At 70.7% G+C, this 15,773-nt stretch carries 20 protein-coding genes; 13 read left to right on the forward strand and 7 right to left on the reverse strand.

The window, feature by feature from the left end:
• Positions 1-2: 2 nt before the first annotated feature.
• Positions 3-494, forward strand: a complete 492-nt coding sequence (locus OWR29_RS23035; RefSeq protein ID WP_267565229.1) for an anthrone oxygenase family protein — start codon at positions 3-5, stop codon at positions 492-494.
• Between the two features lie 4 nt (positions 495-498).
• Here the strand turns inward: OWR29_RS23035 and OWR29_RS23040 are convergent, their stop codons facing one another.
• From OWR29_RS23040 to OWR29_RS23065, 6 genes are all read right to left on the reverse strand, one after another.
• Complete coding sequence (locus OWR29_RS23040) at positions 499-1,530, reverse strand: hypothetical protein (RefSeq protein WP_267565230.1); 1,032 nt, start codon at positions 1,528-1,530, stop codon at positions 499-501.
• 71 nt (positions 1,531-1,601) lie between these two features.
• A complete protein-coding gene (locus OWR29_RS23045; RefSeq protein WP_267565232.1) occupies positions 1,602-2,228 on the reverse strand; it encodes a response regulator in 627 nt (208 codons plus the stop codon).
• A complete protein-coding gene (locus tag OWR29_RS23050; RefSeq protein ID WP_267565233.1) occupies positions 2,225-3,391 on the reverse strand; it encodes a sensor histidine kinase in 1,167 nt (388 codons plus the stop codon). Before OWR29_RS23050 ends, OWR29_RS23045 begins: the two co-directional genes overlap by 4 nt.
• Positions 3,381-3,752 carry a hypothetical protein gene (locus OWR29_RS23055; protein WP_267565234.1) on the reverse strand — a complete coding sequence of 124 codons (372 nt, stop codon included), beginning with the start codon at positions 3,750-3,752 and terminating at the stop codon, positions 3,381-3,383. The genes OWR29_RS23050 and OWR29_RS23055 overlap by 11 nt, the downstream gene beginning before the upstream one ends.
• 71 nt (positions 3,753-3,823) lie before the next feature.
• A complete protein-coding gene (locus OWR29_RS23060) occupies positions 3,824-5,236 on the reverse strand; it encodes a pyridoxal phosphate-dependent decarboxylase family protein (RefSeq protein ID WP_267565235.1) in 1,413 nt (470 codons plus the stop codon).
• A 20-nt stretch (positions 5,237-5,256) separates the two neighbouring features.
• Positions 5,257-5,475, reverse strand: coding sequence for a DUF2278 family protein (locus tag OWR29_RS23065; RefSeq protein ID WP_267565236.1), 219 nt, complete (start codon positions 5,473-5,475; stop codon positions 5,257-5,259).
• Positions 5,476-5,592: 117 nt separating this feature from the next.
• Between OWR29_RS23065 and OWR29_RS23070 the strand changes: the two genes are divergently transcribed.
• From OWR29_RS23070 to OWR29_RS23095, 6 genes are all read left to right on the forward strand, one after another.
• A complete protein-coding gene (locus OWR29_RS23070) occupies positions 5,593-5,895 on the forward strand; it encodes a peptidoglycan-binding domain-containing protein (RefSeq protein ID WP_267565238.1) in 303 nt (100 codons plus the stop codon).
• A gap of 244 nt (positions 5,896-6,139) precedes the next feature.
• Positions 6,140-6,937 (forward strand): alpha/beta hydrolase, encoded by a 798-nt coding sequence (locus OWR29_RS23075; RefSeq protein WP_267565239.1) that lies wholly within the window; start codon positions 6,140-6,142, stop codon positions 6,935-6,937.
• Positions 6,938-6,947: 10 nt separating this feature from the next.
• Entirely contained in the window at positions 6,948-7,400 is a 453-nt protein-coding gene (locus tag OWR29_RS23080; protein ID WP_267565240.1) for a carboxymuconolactone decarboxylase family protein, read from the forward strand.
• Positions 7,401-7,545: 145 nt separating this feature from the next.
• On the forward strand, positions 7,546-8,838 hold the full coding sequence (locus OWR29_RS23085; protein WP_267565241.1) for a reverse transcriptase family protein: 1,293 nt from the start codon (positions 7,546-7,548) through the stop codon (positions 8,836-8,838).
• A gap of 5 nt (positions 8,839-8,843) precedes the next feature.
• Positions 8,844-9,188 (forward strand): VOC family protein, encoded by a 345-nt coding sequence (locus OWR29_RS23090; RefSeq protein ID WP_267565242.1) that lies wholly within the window; start codon positions 8,844-8,846, stop codon positions 9,186-9,188.
• Positions 9,185-9,853, forward strand: coding sequence for an HAD family hydrolase (locus OWR29_RS23095; protein WP_267565243.1), 669 nt, complete (start codon positions 9,185-9,187; stop codon positions 9,851-9,853). The genes OWR29_RS23090 and OWR29_RS23095 overlap by 4 nt, the downstream gene beginning before the upstream one ends.
• Here OWR29_RS23095 and OWR29_RS23100 read toward each other — a convergent pair.
• Entirely contained in the window at positions 9,847-10,416 is a 570-nt protein-coding gene (locus tag OWR29_RS23100; RefSeq protein ID WP_267565244.1) for a TetR/AcrR family transcriptional regulator, read from the reverse strand. The two genes, OWR29_RS23095 and OWR29_RS23100, sit on opposite strands and share 7 nt — an antisense overlap.
• Positions 10,417-10,496: 80 nt before the next feature.
• On the opposite strand from OWR29_RS23100, the gene OWR29_RS23105 reads away from it, so the two are divergent.
• The 6 genes from OWR29_RS23105 to OWR29_RS23130 all read left to right on the forward strand — a co-directional run bounded on the left by OWR29_RS23105 (position 10,497) and on the right by OWR29_RS23130 (position 15,770).
• The gene (locus OWR29_RS23105) at positions 10,497-11,222 is read left to right on the forward strand and encodes an SDR family oxidoreductase (protein WP_267565246.1); all 726 of its coding nucleotides are present in this window, start codon (positions 10,497-10,499) and stop codon (positions 11,220-11,222) included.
• Positions 11,223-11,335: 113 nt separating this feature from the next.
• Complete coding sequence (locus tag OWR29_RS23110) at positions 11,336-13,414, forward strand: sensor histidine kinase (protein ID WP_267565247.1); 2,079 nt, start codon at positions 11,336-11,338, stop codon at positions 13,412-13,414.
• The gene (locus tag OWR29_RS23115; RefSeq protein ID WP_267565248.1) at positions 13,411-13,836 is read left to right on the forward strand and encodes a roadblock/LC7 domain-containing protein; all 426 of its coding nucleotides are present in this window, start codon (positions 13,411-13,413) and stop codon (positions 13,834-13,836) included. The genes OWR29_RS23110 and OWR29_RS23115 overlap by 4 nt, the downstream gene beginning before the upstream one ends.
• A complete protein-coding gene (locus OWR29_RS23120; protein WP_267565250.1) occupies positions 13,833-14,243 on the forward strand; it encodes a DUF742 domain-containing protein in 411 nt (136 codons plus the stop codon). Before OWR29_RS23115 ends, OWR29_RS23120 begins: the two co-directional genes overlap by 4 nt.
• Positions 14,227-14,823 (forward strand): GTP-binding protein, encoded by a 597-nt coding sequence (locus OWR29_RS23125; RefSeq protein ID WP_267565252.1) that lies wholly within the window; start codon positions 14,227-14,229, stop codon positions 14,821-14,823. Before OWR29_RS23120 ends, OWR29_RS23125 begins: the two co-directional genes overlap by 17 nt.
• Entirely contained in the window at positions 14,817-15,770 is a 954-nt protein-coding gene (locus tag OWR29_RS23130; RefSeq protein ID WP_267565253.1) for an ABC transporter substrate-binding protein, read from the forward strand. Before OWR29_RS23125 ends, OWR29_RS23130 begins: the two co-directional genes overlap by 7 nt.
• The last annotated feature ends 3 nt before the right edge of the window (positions 15,771-15,773 follow it).

The raw sequence follows: 15,773 nt of genomic DNA on the forward strand, positions 1-15,773 counted from the left end.
GCATGTTCGCACTGAGGGTGACCGCGCTGATCGCGGCAACTATGACGACCGGGCTGATGGCCGGTGTGTTCGGGCTCTACCAGCACACCGTGATGGTCGGGCTCGGCCGCTCCGACGACCGTACGTTCGTCGGGGCCTTCCAGGCGCTCGACCGGGCCATCATCAACCCCTGGTTCATGCTCAGCTTCGTCGGCGCGCTGCTTCTCACGGCCATCTCGGCGTTCCTGAGCCCGGGCCGCCAGATCCTGCCCTGGGTGCTGGCCGCGCTCATCCTGTACGCGCTCGTCTTCGCCATCACCGTGGTCGTCAACGTGCCGATGAACGACGCCCTCAAGGCGGCCGGCGCCCCCGACCAGATCCCGGACCTGGCCGCCGTACGCCATGCTTTCAACGAAGCCCGCTGGACCGCCTGGAACCTGGTGCGCACGCTCGCCACCACCGCCGCCTTCGGCTGCCTCTGCTGGGCGCTCGTAGTGCGCGGCAAGCTCGGTTAAGGCGTCACATCTTCTTCCGGCGACGCTCCGACGTCTCGTGCCAGAAGTACCAGTCCCGTCCGCTCCAGAAGAACGTTTCGTCAATCGACACGGGCTCGGTGCCCTCGGGCCACACCCCGCTGACCGAGATCGAGTCGATCGTGATTTCGGCTGTGCGGAGAGCCTCGCCGTTGCAGCCGATCAGCGCCGCAGTGCACCCCTCGACAGTCAACGTGCCGAACCCGCCGCTCAGGCGGGCCGTGGGCGGCCGGTCGTGTGCCTGCGCCGCATCGAAGATGGCCTCGGACGACATGGAGCTCGCCGCGTGCGCAACGGCCTCGTCCAACCCGCGCAGACAAACGAGATCGCCCGGGGTAGCCAGCAGGCGGGCCAACGCCCGCACGAGCCCGGGGCGACCAGGAATGAGTTCCGCGATCGAGGCGGTCGCGGTGTCCTCACGCTTCTTGTCGTGAATCACCACTCTCGCTCTGTCCCCCACCGACGCGCGTTCACAGTCGTAGACATTCACGTTCATGTGCTCGGCGGATCCCGTGGAAACGATCTCGCGCGTACGGCGCGTTTCCAGGCTCGCGAACACCAACGCTTGGAAGACGCCGTTCAGAACCAGGCTGTCGGGATCGTCGACGAGGCGCCGAAGAATGTAACTCGCTACGAACCCGATACTTTCCCGCAGTTGCCCGGCGTCGAAAGCGACCGTATCGATCTGACGCACCAAGCGGTGTTCGAGCTTGCCGTCGTCGCTCACCACCACACAGAAACTGTCCCGGACCTCGACTCGGTCGATCACGCCGAACAGGCTGACGGCCGGGACATCGATGGAGTCGGCCAGGACGGTCACCTCGATCGGCTCCCACTTCTCGAACTCGCTCGAGGGCACCGCGGGCCGCACTGGCGAGACGATATCGGTGATCTCGCAGCGCACCGGGTGAACTTCCAACGGCAGCATCGAGGGGGATTTAGGGATGACGTCGGCCTCGGAGTAATGCACGGAGTATTGGTCGCCGTACTCGGGCGAGGAACGATTGATCTCACGCATGACTTCAGGGTGTCAGCGAAGCCTTGCGCATCGCCACATTTCGATCACCCGATGGTCTCGGGCTCGAGAACTCAGATGCCGGCGTCGCGGGCTCGGGCTATGGCCTCGGCCCGCGACGCCACGTGCAGCTTGCTGAAGACGTTGCTGACGTAATTTCGTACGGTCTTGGCGCTCAGGCTCAGCTCGCCCGCGATGACGTCGTTCGTCAGGCCTCGGGACATCAGCTGCAGCACGTTGCGTTCGCTGGAGGTCAGGCCCGGGAACGGTTCGGCGGGTGGGCGGCCGGCGAAGAACGCCACGATCCGCGACGCGATGGCCGCGCTGAAGATGGCCTCGCCGTGGCCGACGGCCAGGATCGCGCGGGTCATCTCCTCGTCGTCGGTGTCCTTCAGGACGTAGCCGCGCGCGCCCGCCCGCAGCGCCGCGAAGACGGAGTCGTCGTCCTCGAACATGGTCACCACGAGGATGTGTGGTCCGTCCGGCAGTGCGGCCAGCCGCCGGATCGCCGTCAGGCCGTCGCCGCCGGGCATGTGCAGGTCCATCAGCACGAGCTGCGGCTTCAGCGACAGCGCCAGCTCGACAGCGGCCTTGCCGTCGGTGGCCTCACCGGCCAGCGAGACACCGGGCATCGAGCCCAGCAGAGCCCGCAATCCCTTGCGGAACAACGGATGGTCGTCGGCCACCAGCACCGTGATCATGAGCTCCCCCAGGCGAAGCTGACGGCGACGCGCGTACCCCCGCCGGGCGCCTCGCCGATGGCCAGCGTTCCACCCAGTTCGCTGCTGCGCTCGCGCATCGACCGGTGGCCCACCCCGGCCAGGTAGTCGTCCGGCAGCCCGCGCCCGTCGTCGGTGACAGTCAGCGTCACCCCGTCCGCAACCACCGCCAACTCGACCGCACAAGTGGCCGCACCCGAATGCCGCGAAGCGTTGTGCAGCGCCTCCGCGGCGATCCGGTACAGCGCCACCTCCACCGCCGCCGGCAACTCCGGCATCGGCGACGGCGCGGACACCGTACGCGCAAGCCCGTCGCCCGACCGCAAGTTGCGCAGCGCATCGACCAGTCCGAACTCGTCGAGCATCGGCGGCCGCAGCTCGTAGACCAGGCGCCGGATGTCCGCCGTGGCCTGGCGAACATCCGCGCGCAACTCTTCCGCCAGCTCCGCCGCTGCCTCCGGTGAGTCCTGGACCGTACGCTGCAAGACCCCCAGCCGCAGCCCGAGCGACGCCAGCGTCGGACCCAGCCCGTCGTGCAGATCGCGCCGGATCCGCAGCCGCTCCTCCTCGCGCGCCGCCACCAGCTGCTCCCGGGAGCGGGCCGCGTACAACGTCATCGCGACCTGCCGTCCCAGATCCTCGAGCAGCCTCATGTCGGCCGCCGACAGCCTGTCCCGCCGGCGCCGCGCGCTCACTCGCAGCGTCCCGAGCCGCTGCTCCTGATAGCTGAGCGCGATCTCCACCATCGAGGCGCCCTCGGGCACTTTCCCGTACGAGGTCACGACCCGACCGTCCGACTCGATCTCCACGTACGGCAGGGCCATCGTCCCGGCCAGGGCGGCCGCCACCGAGGGGAGCAGCTGCCGCGACACGTGACCGGCCACCTCGTACGCGTTGTCCCGCTGCCCGTAGGCGAGCTGGTGCACGCCCCGGTCGAGCCAGGCCGACACCGGCGCCCACGTGACGGCGACGACGGCGAACGCGACGGCGTGCGACCACCACGGAATCTCGTCGAGCGACCCGATCGGCCGGTGCGGGAAGGTGGCGATCACCGCGACCAGCCCCGCCACCACCACCGCGTACCAGAGAAGCAGGAAGGGGAACAGGAGCTGGTAGAGACGGCGATTGGCCGTGTCAGACCGCACTGACGACCCTTTCCCGCCACAGGCAGAACGAGATGACCACGATGTGGTGCACGAGCATGAGCGAGGCGAACACCATTTCGGCGCCGGTGCGGTCGAACAGCAGCGAGCTGACCGCCTGCACGATCCAGAACGCGTTCACCGCGATGAGCAGCACCGCGCCCCACTTCTGCAAGCGCCAGGCGCCGTACGCGGCCACGAGCGCCAGCACGTCCGAGGTGAAGCTGCCGAGCACCAGACCGAACGGCGCTTCGCTCTCGCGCGCGCCGAGCACCAGGTTGGGCAGGTCGAACAGCGTGATGCCGATGATCGCCACCAGCACCGACAGGGCGGCCGCGATCCGCAGCGCGGTCGAGCGGGTCATGCGTCCCATGAGAAGCCCTCCGATTCGAAGTTGTCGAGGGCCTTCAAGCTAGGAATGCGCCGTCCCACCGGTCACGATGCGCGTGTCCCCACTTCCTGGGACAGCTTGTGGGTCAGTTCGAGCACGACGTCGGCGAACACGTCGATGTCGGCTTCGGTGGTACGCCAGTTGACGATCGCCGGGCGCAGGGCGACCTTGCCGTCGTACACCGTGGTGCCGGCGTAGACGCGCCCGTCGGCCAGCAAGGCGGCTCCCAGCCTCCGGTTGAAGTCGTCGAGGTCGGCCACGCCGGTCGGGACCGCTCGGAAACAGACGATGCAGAGCTGCACGTCGGCCAGCCGCTCCAGCTCGGGCGCGGCGTCGACCCGGGCCGCCAGCTGCTGGGCCAGATCGAGGTGGCGCTCGACCATGTCGCGATGACCCCTTTTCCCGTACGCGGCCAGCGTGGCAAAGATGGGCAGGGAACGCGCGCGGCGGGACGACTCCGGCCCGTACAACGCGTACCCGCCGGCCGGATCGCCCGGCCCGGGCAGGTAGGCGGCGCCCGGCATGCCGAAGGCCGCGCCCAGCCTCGCCTGATCCTTGACGAAGGCGAAGCCGCTCTCGTACGGCACGTTGAGCCACTTGTGAGCGTCGGCCGCGATCGAGTCGGCCCGGTCGACGCCGGCCACCAGATGACTCGTACGCGGGGAAAGCCTTGCGAACAAGCCGAAAGCGCCGTCGACGTGTAGCCAGCAGCCGAACTCCCTCGCCAGATCGGCCAGCTCGCCCACCGGGTCGAAGTCGCCCGCATTGACCTCACCCGCGTTGGCGATGATCACGGCCGGCGCGCCCTTGAGCGAGTCCAGGTGCCGCCGCATGACGCCGAGGTCGACCCGCCCGACGCCGTCCCGCGCGCACACGGTCACCGAGTTGCGCCCGTGCCCCAGCATCTGCAATGCCTTGCGGGCGCTCGCGTGCACGTAACCCGACGACAGCACCGGCATCCGCGGCAGCTCGGCCAGCCCGTCCTCGGCCGTGTCCACCCCGTGCTGGAACCCCCACCAGTGCGTGGCGCACCCCAGCGAGGTGAAGTTGGCGAACGTCGCGCTCCCAACCAGCGCCCCGCCCCACGAGGCCGGCAGCCCGAACAGCTCCTTCAGCCACCCGAGGGCGACCGCCTCCACCTCGTGCGCGAACGGCGACGAGATCTTCGAGAACGCGTTCTGGTCGAGCAGGGCGGCCGTCCAGTCCGCCGCGAGCGCGGCCGGCGTCACTCCCCCGGTCACGAAGTGAAAGAACCGCGGCCCGGCCGAAGCCGTCCCGGCCGCCGTCCCCACCCGCAGTAGCCGCTCGACGACCTCGGCCGCGTCACCCGATTCGGGCAGCGGCCCACCGAGCTCGGCCAGAAGCGACAACGCCTGCGAGTCCTGCACGGGCCGCGAGGCCAGCGACGCGAGATAGGGGCCGGCGGCCGCGTGCACCTGGCCCAGAAGATCCGACATGCCCGCAGCCTACGGCCCGATCAGGCCGGATGGCCGTCGTCGCCGGTGCGGTCGGCCTGAGTCGAGAACTTCGAGACGAAGACGTCCAGCTTGCTGTCGACGTCCACGGCGCACTTGTACCGGCCCGCGGGCGCGTCCACCCGCAGGTTGACGTGGAACCAGCGACCCTGGTCGTCGGGCTGGTCGCGGAAGTGCCGTTGCAGCACCCCGGCCAGCACGCCGTACCGCTCGAACGGCATGCGGCCAGTCAACCAGCCTTTGCCACCGCCCGGCTGTCGGCATGGCGACGGTGACGACTGATCGATTGACACCGCCGGGCCCGAGGAACACGCTCCCGATCAGGAGAGGAGAACCCGATGGCCATCCCGCAGATCCAGGTCAAGTCGAACGTCCGTGAGCTCCGCAAGAACGACGACCCCGTTCCGGACGACGAAGTACGAGCCGTGCAGTTCATGCTCGCCTTCGTGAGCGGTGGCTATTCACCGTTCGACCGCGCCCTGCGCCCGGCGGACGGGGTGGACGGCCGCTTCGGCCCCAAGACCGACGAACGGGTCCGCCGCTTCCAGACGAAAGAAAAGCTGGAAGTCGACGGCATCGTCGGCGAGGAAACGTGGACGGCCCTGCTGGAGCGGTGGAACAACTTCCAGACCGTCGGCTGACGCTGGTGCACCGTGAGCGAGATCCGGCCGTTCCGCATCTAGGACGGGCCGACCGACGTCCGCCGCCTTGACTGTGCCCTGAGGGCGCAGGATCACATGGGTCCGACCGCGGAGACCGGACCTGGTGACGGAGGCTGGACATGAAGCGACGGCGTGGCATCGCCCTGATGGGGATGCTCGGCCTGCTCGGGGCGCTGACAGCGGTGCTGCCGGCGGGCGCGGACGAGGCGGCGGCCGGGCTGGAGTGGGCCGCCCGGCCGCCCGAGGTGGTCACCGCGCCCGTACGGGTTGGGCCGGACGCCCGTGCAGGTGCGCCGCACGTACTTCGACCTCGCCGAGCGCCTCGACCGCACCCCGGCGCCCGAGCCGGAAACTCGGCCCGCGGGCCACGCTGATCACCGCCGAGGAGAGCGGCCACGGCACGTACGTCCTGGGCGACAACGCCTGCGCGCTGAACCTGGCCACGGCGTATCTGGTCGACGGGAAGCGGCCGGCCCGAGACACCACCGAGGGCGGGGAGCAGACGCTTCGCGCCCTCGACGCGGAGCTGGCCGCGAGCATCGAACGCCAGCAACGGATGCGCGAGGAACTGGCCGCGGTGCTGCGCAACCCCGGCCTGGTCGAGGCGCCGCCCGGCTTCGAGACCCACGTGGCCGCCCTGACCAAGTCCGACCGCTCGTTCATGCTGCTCACCGCCCGCATCTTCGAGCCCGAGGTGGTCGACGTGATGCGCGACCTGCACACCCGCCCCGAGTCCGCCGCGGCCGCCGAGTTCGACGCCCTCACCGAGGACGCCCGCCAGCGTTTGGCCGAGCGCTACGCCGCCGAGATCCGCCGCGACCTGGACGAGAACCCCGTCCTGGCCGCGGCCGTCGACAAAGTCAATGCGGGCGGCGACCCGAACACCCAGCCGGTCCTGCTGCACGCAGTGGTCGAACTGTTCAACCCGACCCAGATCGACGTCCGGCAGCGAGTCAACGCCCTCCTCTACCCGGATACTTCTTGTCCGAGTATGGTTGCGGACAATAGTTGTCCGAGTTGAGGAGTCCAGCATGACCGGCGAACCCCGCCTGAACCTGCCCAAGGCCGCGCCCAAGGCGGCCCGCGCGCTCTACGCCGCCGATCAGGCGGTGCGCGAGTCGCCGCTCGACCCGGCGGTGCGGGAGCTGGTCAAGCTGCGCGTCTCGCAGATCAACCACTGCGTGCACTGCGTCGACCTGCACAGCCACGAGGCTCTGGAGCTCGGCGAGAAGCTCGACCGGATCCTGCAGCTGGTCGCGTGGCGCGAGTCGGCGCTGTTCAGCCCGGCCGAGCGGGCCGCCCTCGAGTACGCCGAGGCCGCGACCACCCTGACCGAGCACGGCGTCAGCGACGAGGTCTGGGCCGGCGTGCGCGACGTGATGACCGACGAGGAACTGGGCGCCCTGGTCGTACAGGTGGCGCTGATGAATGCCTACAACCGGTTCGGCGTCCCGCTGCAGATGCCGGCCCAGCCGAGGAACTGAGGCGGTTGCCGGCTGGTCACTATGCTGGGCGGGTGGCAGCGTGTCCTGAGCTGGCTTTCGTCCGCCGTTCGCGGTGGCGAGGGCTCTCCGGGGCAACCCCGGGGACGTTCGTTTGAGCTCCGCAGCGCATCGCCGGCGCGCTTCTGTGCTTCGCGCGGCACGGCGCCGGCACGACCGGGAATCGTCGGGGCACGCTGCCGCACCGGGCGGGGTGGCGGGCGCGCTGGCCGATGCGCTGCTGACCACTGACTGGCGGCAGGGTCAACTGCTTGCGGCCGTACGATCGGTGGTGGCGGGACGCGTGCCCTGGGCTCGCCGGCTGGTGGCGGCCGTCCGGTGGGCGTACCCGCAAGCGCCTCGCGACCGGCCCCGGGAGCTTCGTCAGTTCCTGACCGCGCGCTCGCTGACTCGGCGGGCGGTCATCCGGCATCGGATCGCGGCGCCCACTCAGGTCGTCCGGATGCGGTGGAAGGCTCCGGCCATCGGCGATCTCGGCGAGCTGGCCGACTTCCTCGGGCTCGACGGCGACGCGCTCGACTGGTTCGCCGACCGTCGTGAGATCAATCGGCACGCCCGTGACGAGAAACTGCGTCATTACCGGTACGCGTGGCGCCCGCACCGGTTGATCGAGGCGCCCAAGCCGCGGCTGCTCGCCCTGCAACGCCGCGTGCTCCACGAGATCCTGTCCCGGGTGCCCGTGCACCCCAGCGTGCACGGCTTCGTGCCCGGCCGCGGAACCCACACGTTCGCGCGCGCCCACACCGGCCAGGACGTGCTCATCAGCCTGGACCTGCGCGCCTTCTTCACCAGCATCACGGCCGCCCGCATCTACGGGTTGTTCCGCGGCATCGGTTACCCCGAACCGGTTGCGCACGCGCTGACCGCCTTGACCACCACCCGTACGCCCGCACCCGTTCTTCGCCACGCGCCCGCCCCGCACCTGGCCGCCCTGCTGCGCCAACCGCACCTGCCGCAGGGCGCGCCCACCTCCCCCGCCCTGGCCAACCTGTGCGCCTACCGCCTGGACCGACGGCTCAGCGGACTGGCCGCCCGGTTCGGCGTGACCTACGGCCGGTACGCCGATGATCTGGCCTTCTCGGGCACTGCCGACAACGATCGGCTCATTGCGCTGACGACGCGGATCGTGGCCGAGGAGGGCTTCCGCGTCCATCCTCACAAGACGCGGAAGAGGAGCCGGTCCCAGCGCCAGGAACTGACCGGCCTGGTCGTCAACACCCGCCCCGCCGTGCCCCGCGAGGAGTACGACCGGCTGCGCGCGACCCTGCACAACGCGGCCGTCCACGGGCTGGCCGAGGCCAACCGCGACGGCCACGCCGACTTCGCCGCCCACCTGGCCGGCCGCGTCGCCTGGATGTCCCACCGCCACCCGACTCGCGCCGCCAAGCTCCACAAGTTGCTCGCCCGCGCTCTAGCCTGATCGCCATGACCGTTGACCTCTTCGCCGGCGTGTCGATCCGGGACTACGCCGCCGCCACCGCCTGGTACGAGCAGCTCTTCGGCGCCCCGCCGTCCTTCCTGCCCAACGACAAAGAGGCGGTGTGGGAGGTCGCCGAGCACCGCTACGTCTACATCGAGGTGCGCCCCGACCACGCCGGCCACGCCCTGCAGACCCTGTTCGTCGAGGACTTCGACGCCCGCCTGGCCGCGATCGCCGCCCGCGGCCTCGAGCCGGCCCAGGTCGAGACCTACGAGAACGGCGTCCGCAAGGCCACCTTCCGCGACCCCGACGGCAACGAGATCGGCTTCGGCGGCGCCCCGGTCGAATGAGCAAGCGCGTCGTCCTGCTCGACCTCGACGGCACGCTGCTCGACTACTCCGACGACGACTGGCGGCTGACCGTCCGCGCGACCTGCGCCGGACTGGCCACAGCGGCGCCGGGCCTGGACGCGGCTGCGCTTGCTACGACGTACGAGCGAATCTGCCTTGGTCATTGGCGGGTTGCAGCGTCGGCGGTGATGCTGGCGCCGAGCGGCTCGCCGCACGGTCACGACGTCTGGCGCGAGCATTGGCACGAGGCCCTGAGGGTCCACGGCCACGGCGACACCGAGCTGGCCCGGCACGCGTTCGAGCTCTACCGCGCCGACCGGCTGGCCCGCTACCGGCTCTATCCCGACGTGCCGGCCGCCCTGGCCCGGCTCCGCGAGCTCGCCGACGGCCTGGCGGTGGTGACCAACGGGCCGGGCGACACCCAGCGCGAGAAGATCGCCGCGACCGGCCTCGACGCGTACGTCGACGTGGTCGTCACCTCGGGCGAGACCGGCCACGCCAAGCCCCGGCCCGAGATCTTCCACATCGCCCTGCGCGAGCTGGACGCCACCCCGGACGAGGCCTGGCACATCGGCGACAGCCTGACCAGCGACGTGGCCGGCGCCCGCAACGCCGGCCTGGCCGGAGCCGTCTGGCTCAACCGCACCGGAGCCGCCGGTCAGTGAGCGAAGATGCCGGCCGTTCCCATCGCCACGCGGCGGCGGGCGGCCGGCTCGTCGTCGCCGAAGCGGTCGACCGCCCACGACAACGCCAGCACCAGCTCGTACACCTCGTCGGCGGTGATGCCGGCGTCCGCGTCGCCTGCGGTCTGGGCCGCGTCGAGCAGGGCGCCGGTCCGGGTCAGCAGCGGGTCAGCGGCCGGCTTCATGGGTGACTCGGCGTCGTTGTGGGCGGCGGCCAGGCAGTACGGCAGGTCGTGCCAGATCCGCAGCTGCCAGGTCAGCGTGGCCAGCCACTCGGCCAGCGCCTCGCGCGCCGAGCGGGTCCGGGCCAGCGAGTCGGCCTCGCCCAGCGCCTCTTCGATGCTCGTCCGCATCACCGCGGCCAGCAGGTCGTCGCGGGTCGGGAAGTTGCGGTAGAGCGTCGCGTTTCCCACGCCCGCACGCAGGGCGATGCCGTCGAGCGACGTGAGCACCCCCTCGGCGTCGAAGATCTCGCGCGCCGCGGCCAGGATCGCGTCGCGGTTGCGCTGGGCGTCGGCGCGCATCGGACGCTTCGTTGTCGCCATCACCACATCCTCGTTGACTATCCGGGGAGTCTCCCCACATAGTTTTCCGGGGGAACTCCCCAGTTATCGAAGGAGTCTAGATGAAGCAGTCACTCGACGGCCGCACGGTGCTCGTGACCGGCGCCAACGGCGGGCTCGGCGAGCACTTCGTGCGGCAGGCGCTCGAGCGCGGCGCCGCCCGGGTCTACGCCGCCGCCCGTACGGAAAAGAACTGGAACGACACTCGGGTGCGAGCACTGACGCTCGACCTGACGCGCCTCGGCGACGCCGAGCGTGCCGCGGCGGTCGCGACGGATGTCGACCTGCTCATCAACAACGCGGCCGTCGCGCCGGTCGGCGACTCGATCTCCGGCCCCGAGGACGTCCTGCGGCAGACCTTCGAGACGAACTTCTTCGGCACGCTGCGCGTCGCCCGCGCGTTCACGCCCGTGCTGGCGGCCAACGGCGGCGGGACGCTGCTGAACATCCTGTCCTCGGCGGCCTGGATCAACGTGCCGACCGGGTACGCGGCCTCGAAGGCAGCCATGTGGTCGGCCACCAACGCCCTGCGGTTCGAGCTTCGCGAGCAAGGCACCCAGGTCGTCGCACTGCTGGTCGGGATGATCGACACGGCCATGTCGGCCCGCTGGGACGTGCCCAAGGTCGCCGCGGCCGACGTCGTGGCGCAGGCCTACGACGCCGTCGCCGACGGGTCGATCGAGGTGCTGGCCGACGAGCCGACCCGGCACCTGAAGTCGCGTCTGAACACGCCGGCCGAGGAGCTGTACCCGTGGCTCGACGAACAGCTGGCCGGCTTCAAGGCCTGACCGCCTCTTTCGGGTTGTCTTGGCGGCCGGGCGTGGACTAGCGCTCAGCCCGGTCGATAGCGTTCCGACGCCGTGCGAGCGCAGAGCGTAGAGATCGACAGGGGTGAGTGCTCGTGACCACCATTCGCCGTCGCGTGGCGCGGACCCTCGCGCTGCCGGTGGCCGCCGTCCTGGTGCTGCTGGCCGTCGTGGTGGCGATCGAGGCCCGCGGGTACGCCCGGGCCGCGAGCGCCGCCCGGGCGGTGAGCCACGTTCTCGCCGTACAGGACCTGGTTCAGGAACTTCAGACCGAGCGCGGGCTGGCCGCCGGGCTGCTCGGCGGCAACGCGGGTTTCCGGGCCGAGCTGGCCCCGGCCCGGGCCCGCGTCGACGAGCGCCGCACCCGCCTCGACCGCCTGGTGACCGGGCCGCTGGACGCCCTCGACGGCGTCCGGATCAGCACCGACGCCGCCACGATCAGCCGGGCCTCCGCGTTCGGCTTCTACACCGCCCGGATCAACGACCTGAGCCGCATCGACACAGATCTCGACGGCGCGGGCGACACCGAGCTGCGGCGCGGGGCGAGCGCTCTGCGGGCGCTCGGCGACGCCAAGGAGGCCATCGCTCAGGAGCGCGCGTTCCTCAACGGTGTGTTCTCGGCCGGCGGCTTCCGCAAGGGCGAGTTCCTGCAGTTCGTCACCATGCGCTCGGCCAAGGACGCGGCGCTGGCCACCTTCACCCGGTACGCCACACCCGAGCAGCGGGCCTCGGCCGATTACGTCTTCGGCACCGGCGCCGGGCAGGTCGCCCGGCACTTCGAAGATCTCGCGCTGGCCTCCGGCGACGGCCGCGACCTGCAGGTCAACCCGCAGTCGTGGTGGTCGGCCCACACCACCGTGCTGGACGACCTGCTGCGCCTCGAACAGCACGTCGGCTCGGTGATCAGCGTCCGCGCCGAGACGCTGCGCGACCAGGCGACCCGCCGCATGATCGGCCTCGGCGTGATCGTGCTGTTGTGCGTGGCCGGCGCGATCTGGCTGGCCGTGGCCGCGTCCCGCTCGATCGCGCGCCCCCTCGCCTCGCTGGCCGCCCGCGCCGATGAGCTGAGTCAAAGTCAACTTCCTTCCGCTGTACGGCAGGTGGCGGCGGGCGCCGAGGTCGATGCCCCCGATTTCGAACCACCAGTGGGCGCCACCCGCGAGGTGCAGGCCGTGGCGGCCGCGTTCGACCGGGTCCAGCGGACGGCCTACGCGCTGGCCACCGAGCAGGCCCAGCTGCGCCGGGGAACCACCGACAGCCTGGCCGACCTGGGCCGCCGCCACCAGAACCTGCTTCGCCGCCAGCTCGGCCTGATCACCCGGCTCGAGCGCGAGGAGGCCGACCCGGCCGGGCTGGCCGACCTGTTCGAGCTCGACCACCTGGCCACCCGCATGCGCCGCAACGCGGAGAGCCTGCTGGTGCTGGTCGGCGCGACCGGCCCGCGTCCCGGCTTCGAGCCGGTGCCGGTCGAGGACGTGGTGCGGGCCGCGGTGGCCGAGGTCGAGGAGTACCGGCGGGTCACGCTGCGCCGGATCGACGAGGTGCGGCTGGCCGGGACGGCGGCGAGTGCGGTGGCCCACCTGCTGGCCGAGCTGATCGAGAACGGGCTCGCGTTCTCCTCGCCCGAGGTGGACGTCGAGCTGCAGGGGCGGCTGGTCGGCGACCGCTACCTGATCGCCGTGGTCGACCAGGGCATCGGCATGACCGGCGCCGACCTGGACGAGGCGAACCGGCGGCTGCGCGGCGAGGGCGACTTCCTGACCGCGCCCGCCCGCTATCTGGGCCACTACGTGGTGGGCCGGCTGGCTCGCGACCTGGGTGCCGAGGTGGTGCTGACGCCCTCGCCGGTGACCGGGGTGACGGCCCGGGTGGTGCTGCCGGCGGCGCTCATCGTGGCCGAGCCGGCCCTGCCGCCGATCACCGTCGAGTACCTGCCCGCGCCCGCGCCCGCACCGGCCGCCCTGCCCCAGCAGCGGCCCGCCCCGATGGCGGAGGGGGACGTGGCCCGTACGCCCAACGGCCTGCCCCGCCGCCCGCCGCGCGCACCCCGAGTCACCCGGCTGCACGCCGCGCCCGGCCCGGCCGACCTCTCCCCCGACGAAACCCGCTCGCGCCTGACCGCCTTCCGCAGCGGGGTCGCGCGCGGCGCCCGATCCGAGGAACCGCAGACATGAGCGTGCAGGCCACCGGAGACCGGCATCAGTTCAACTGGCTGCTCGGCAACTTCGTCCAGCACACCGACGGCGTACGGGACGCAGTGGCAGTTTCGTCCGACGGCCTGCTCATCGCGGCCTCGGACGGGCTGGAGCGCGGCGAGGCCGACCACCTCGCGGCCATCGTGTCCAGCCTGGCCAGCGTGGCCCGCAGCGCGTCCCGGCGCTACGACTTCGAGGCGCTCAAGCTCATCATGATCGAGATGCGGCGGGGGTTCCTGCTCGTGTCGGTCATGGACGGCGGCAGCTGCCTGGGCGTGGTGGCCGGCGCCGAGTGCGACGTCGGCCTGGTCGGCTACGAGATCTCGCGGCTGGCCGAACGTTTCGGGACGCTGCTGACGCCCGCGCTGATCGCCGACTCCCGGCAGCATCTGCGGCCATGAGCTGGGCTCCCGACCCGCGGATGATCCCGCCGGCGCCCACTGTTTCGCCCGCGGCGGCGCCCGAGCGGCCGCTCGACACGGCCGACGAGCAGTTCCTGCGCCCGTTCATGGTCACCGGCGGGCGCACCCGGCCCCGGCACGACGGGCTGCGGGTCGAGACGCTGCTGCACGCCACGCCGGATGCTCTGGGCGCTCCGTTGCGGTTCGAGGCCCGCCGGATCGTCGAGTTGTGCCGCACCCCGCAGACCGTCGCCGACCTGGCGGTGGCGTTACGGCAGCCGTTGGGTGTGGTGCGGGTGCTGGCGGCCGACCTGGTCGCCGAGGGGCATCTGCGCATCGAGGACCAGCTGGGCGAATTGCCGCTCGCGTTGATCGAAAGGATCCGGGACCGTGTCAGCGCACTCTAGCGCCGTCCTCGCGCCGGTGGCCGTCAAAATCGTCATCAGTGGCGGTTTCGGCGTCGGCAAAACCACATTCGTGGGGGCGATCAGCGAGATCGAGCCGCTTGTGACCGAGGCCGAATTGACGGAACGCTCGGTCGGCGTGGACGACACTTCGGTCGTACGCGGGAAGACGACGACAACAGTGGCGCTGGACTTCGGCCGGATAACGCTCGACGAGGCGCTGTTGTTGTATTTGTTCGGCACGCCCGGGCAGGACAGATTCGCCTTCCTCTGGGACGACCTGGTCGACGGCGCGCTCGGGGCCATCGTGCTGCTCGACACGCGCCGGCTGGAGGACTGCTTTCCCGCCGTCGACTATTTCGAGGACCACGACATCCCGTTCCTGATCGGCGTGAACAATTTCGACCAGGCCCGGCGGTTCGAACTCGACGAGGTGCGTGACGCCCTGGGAGTCGACCCCCGGGTGCCCGTGGTCGAATGCGACGCGCGCCGCCGCGATTCCGTCAAGGGAGTGCTGATGGCACTGACCGAGGAAGTGCTGACCCAGCGACTGGCCAAGGCGCACGCGGGGTCGGCATGGTGAAAAGCTTTCTTCGTACGGTGGTGGTGTGCGCTTTGCTGGGCGGGTGCTCAGCCTCCACAGCCACCGTGGTTCCCGCGCCCGGCGCACCGTCGTCGAACTCGTGCGGCACCGTGCGAATTGCGGTGAACCCGTGGGTCGGCTACGCCGCGAACGTCGCCGTGGTGAGCTATCTGTTGCGCCAGGAATTGGGCTGCACCGTCATCACGTCCGACCGCACCGAAGAGGAATCGTGGGCGGGCCTGGCCCGCGGCGAACTGGACGTCATTCTCGAGAACTGGGGCCACGACGACCTCAAGAAGCGCTACATCGACGACCGCCGGGTCGCCGTCGAACAGGGGCTCACCGGCAACCGCGGCGTGATCGGCTGGTACGTGCCGCCGTGGCTGGCCAAGGAACATCCCGACATCACCGACTGGCAGAACCTCAACAAGTACGCGGATCTGTTCCGCACTTCCGCGTCCGGCCGCAAGGGACAATTCCTCGCCGGCGACCCCTCGTTCGTCACGAACGACGCCGCCCTGATCCGCAACCTGCGCCTGGACTTCACGGTCGTGCACGCCGGCAGCGAGGACGCGCTGATCGCCGCCTTCCGCCGCGCCGAGCAATTCCGTACGCCGCTAATTGGCTATTTCTATGCCCCGCAGTGGCTGCTGTCGGAGATTCCGCTGGTGCACGTGACGCTTCCCCGCTACACCCCCGGCTGCGACGCCGACCCCAAGAAGGTGGCGTGCGACTACCAGCCGTACGACCTCGAGAAGATCGCCAGCAAACAGTTCGCCGACTCCGGCAGCCCCGCCGCCGAACTCATCAAACGCTTCACCTGGACCAACGAGGACCAGAACGCCGTGGCTCGCGATTTGACCACCGAGAAGCTGCCGCCCGACCAGGCCGCCAAACGCTGGCTCGACGCCAACCGCCCCACCTGGCAGGAATGGCTGCCGGACTGACCT

Source organism: Paractinoplanes pyxinae, assembly GCF_026626335.1.
Lineage (GTDB): Bacteria > Actinomycetota > Actinomycetes > Mycobacteriales > Micromonosporaceae > Actinoplanes > Actinoplanes pyxinae.

Excerpts from the sequence above, each read along its gene's own strand:
- OWR29_RS23035 (WP_267565229.1), top strand. The coding sequence starts at position 3 with ATGTTCGCACTGAGGGTGACCGCGCTGATCGCGGCAACTATGACGACC.
- OWR29_RS23040 (WP_267565230.1), bottom strand. The coding sequence starts at position 1,530 with ATGCGTGAGATCAATCGTTCCTCGCCCGAGTACGGCGACCAATACTCC.
- OWR29_RS23045 (WP_267565232.1), bottom strand. The coding sequence starts at position 2,228 with ATGATCACGGTGCTGGTGGCCGACGACCATCCGTTGTTCCGCAAGGGA.
- OWR29_RS23055 (WP_267565234.1), bottom strand. The coding sequence starts at position 3,752 with ATGACCCGCTCGACCGCGCTGCGGATCGCGGCCGCCCTGTCGGTGCTG.
- OWR29_RS23060 (WP_267565235.1), bottom strand. The coding sequence starts at position 5,236 with ATGTCGGATCTTCTGGGCCAGGTGCACGCGGCCGCCGGCCCCTATCTC.
- OWR29_RS23065 (WP_267565236.1), bottom strand. The coding sequence starts at position 5,475 with ATGCCGTTCGAGCGGTACGGCGTGCTGGCCGGGGTGCTGCAACGGCAC.
- OWR29_RS23070 (WP_267565238.1), top strand. The coding sequence starts at position 5,593 with ATGGCCATCCCGCAGATCCAGGTCAAGTCGAACGTCCGTGAGCTCCGC.
- OWR29_RS23080 (WP_267565240.1), top strand. The coding sequence starts at position 6,948 with ATGACCGGCGAACCCCGCCTGAACCTGCCCAAGGCCGCGCCCAAGGCG.
- OWR29_RS23090 (WP_267565242.1), top strand. The coding sequence starts at position 8,844 with ATGACCGTTGACCTCTTCGCCGGCGTGTCGATCCGGGACTACGCCGCC.
- OWR29_RS23095 (WP_267565243.1), top strand. The coding sequence starts at position 9,185 with ATGAGCAAGCGCGTCGTCCTGCTCGACCTCGACGGCACGCTGCTCGAC.
- OWR29_RS23100 (WP_267565244.1), bottom strand. The coding sequence starts at position 10,416 with ATGGCGACAACGAAGCGTCCGATGCGCGCCGACGCCCAGCGCAACCGC.
- OWR29_RS23105 (WP_267565246.1), top strand. The coding sequence starts at position 10,497 with ATGAAGCAGTCACTCGACGGCCGCACGGTGCTCGTGACCGGCGCCAAC.
- OWR29_RS23115 (WP_267565248.1), top strand. The coding sequence starts at position 13,411 with ATGAGCGTGCAGGCCACCGGAGACCGGCATCAGTTCAACTGGCTGCTC.
- OWR29_RS23120 (WP_267565250.1), top strand. The coding sequence starts at position 13,833 with ATGAGCTGGGCTCCCGACCCGCGGATGATCCCGCCGGCGCCCACTGTT.
- OWR29_RS23130 (WP_267565253.1), top strand. The coding sequence starts at position 14,817 with ATGGTGAAAAGCTTTCTTCGTACGGTGGTGGTGTGCGCTTTGCTGGGC.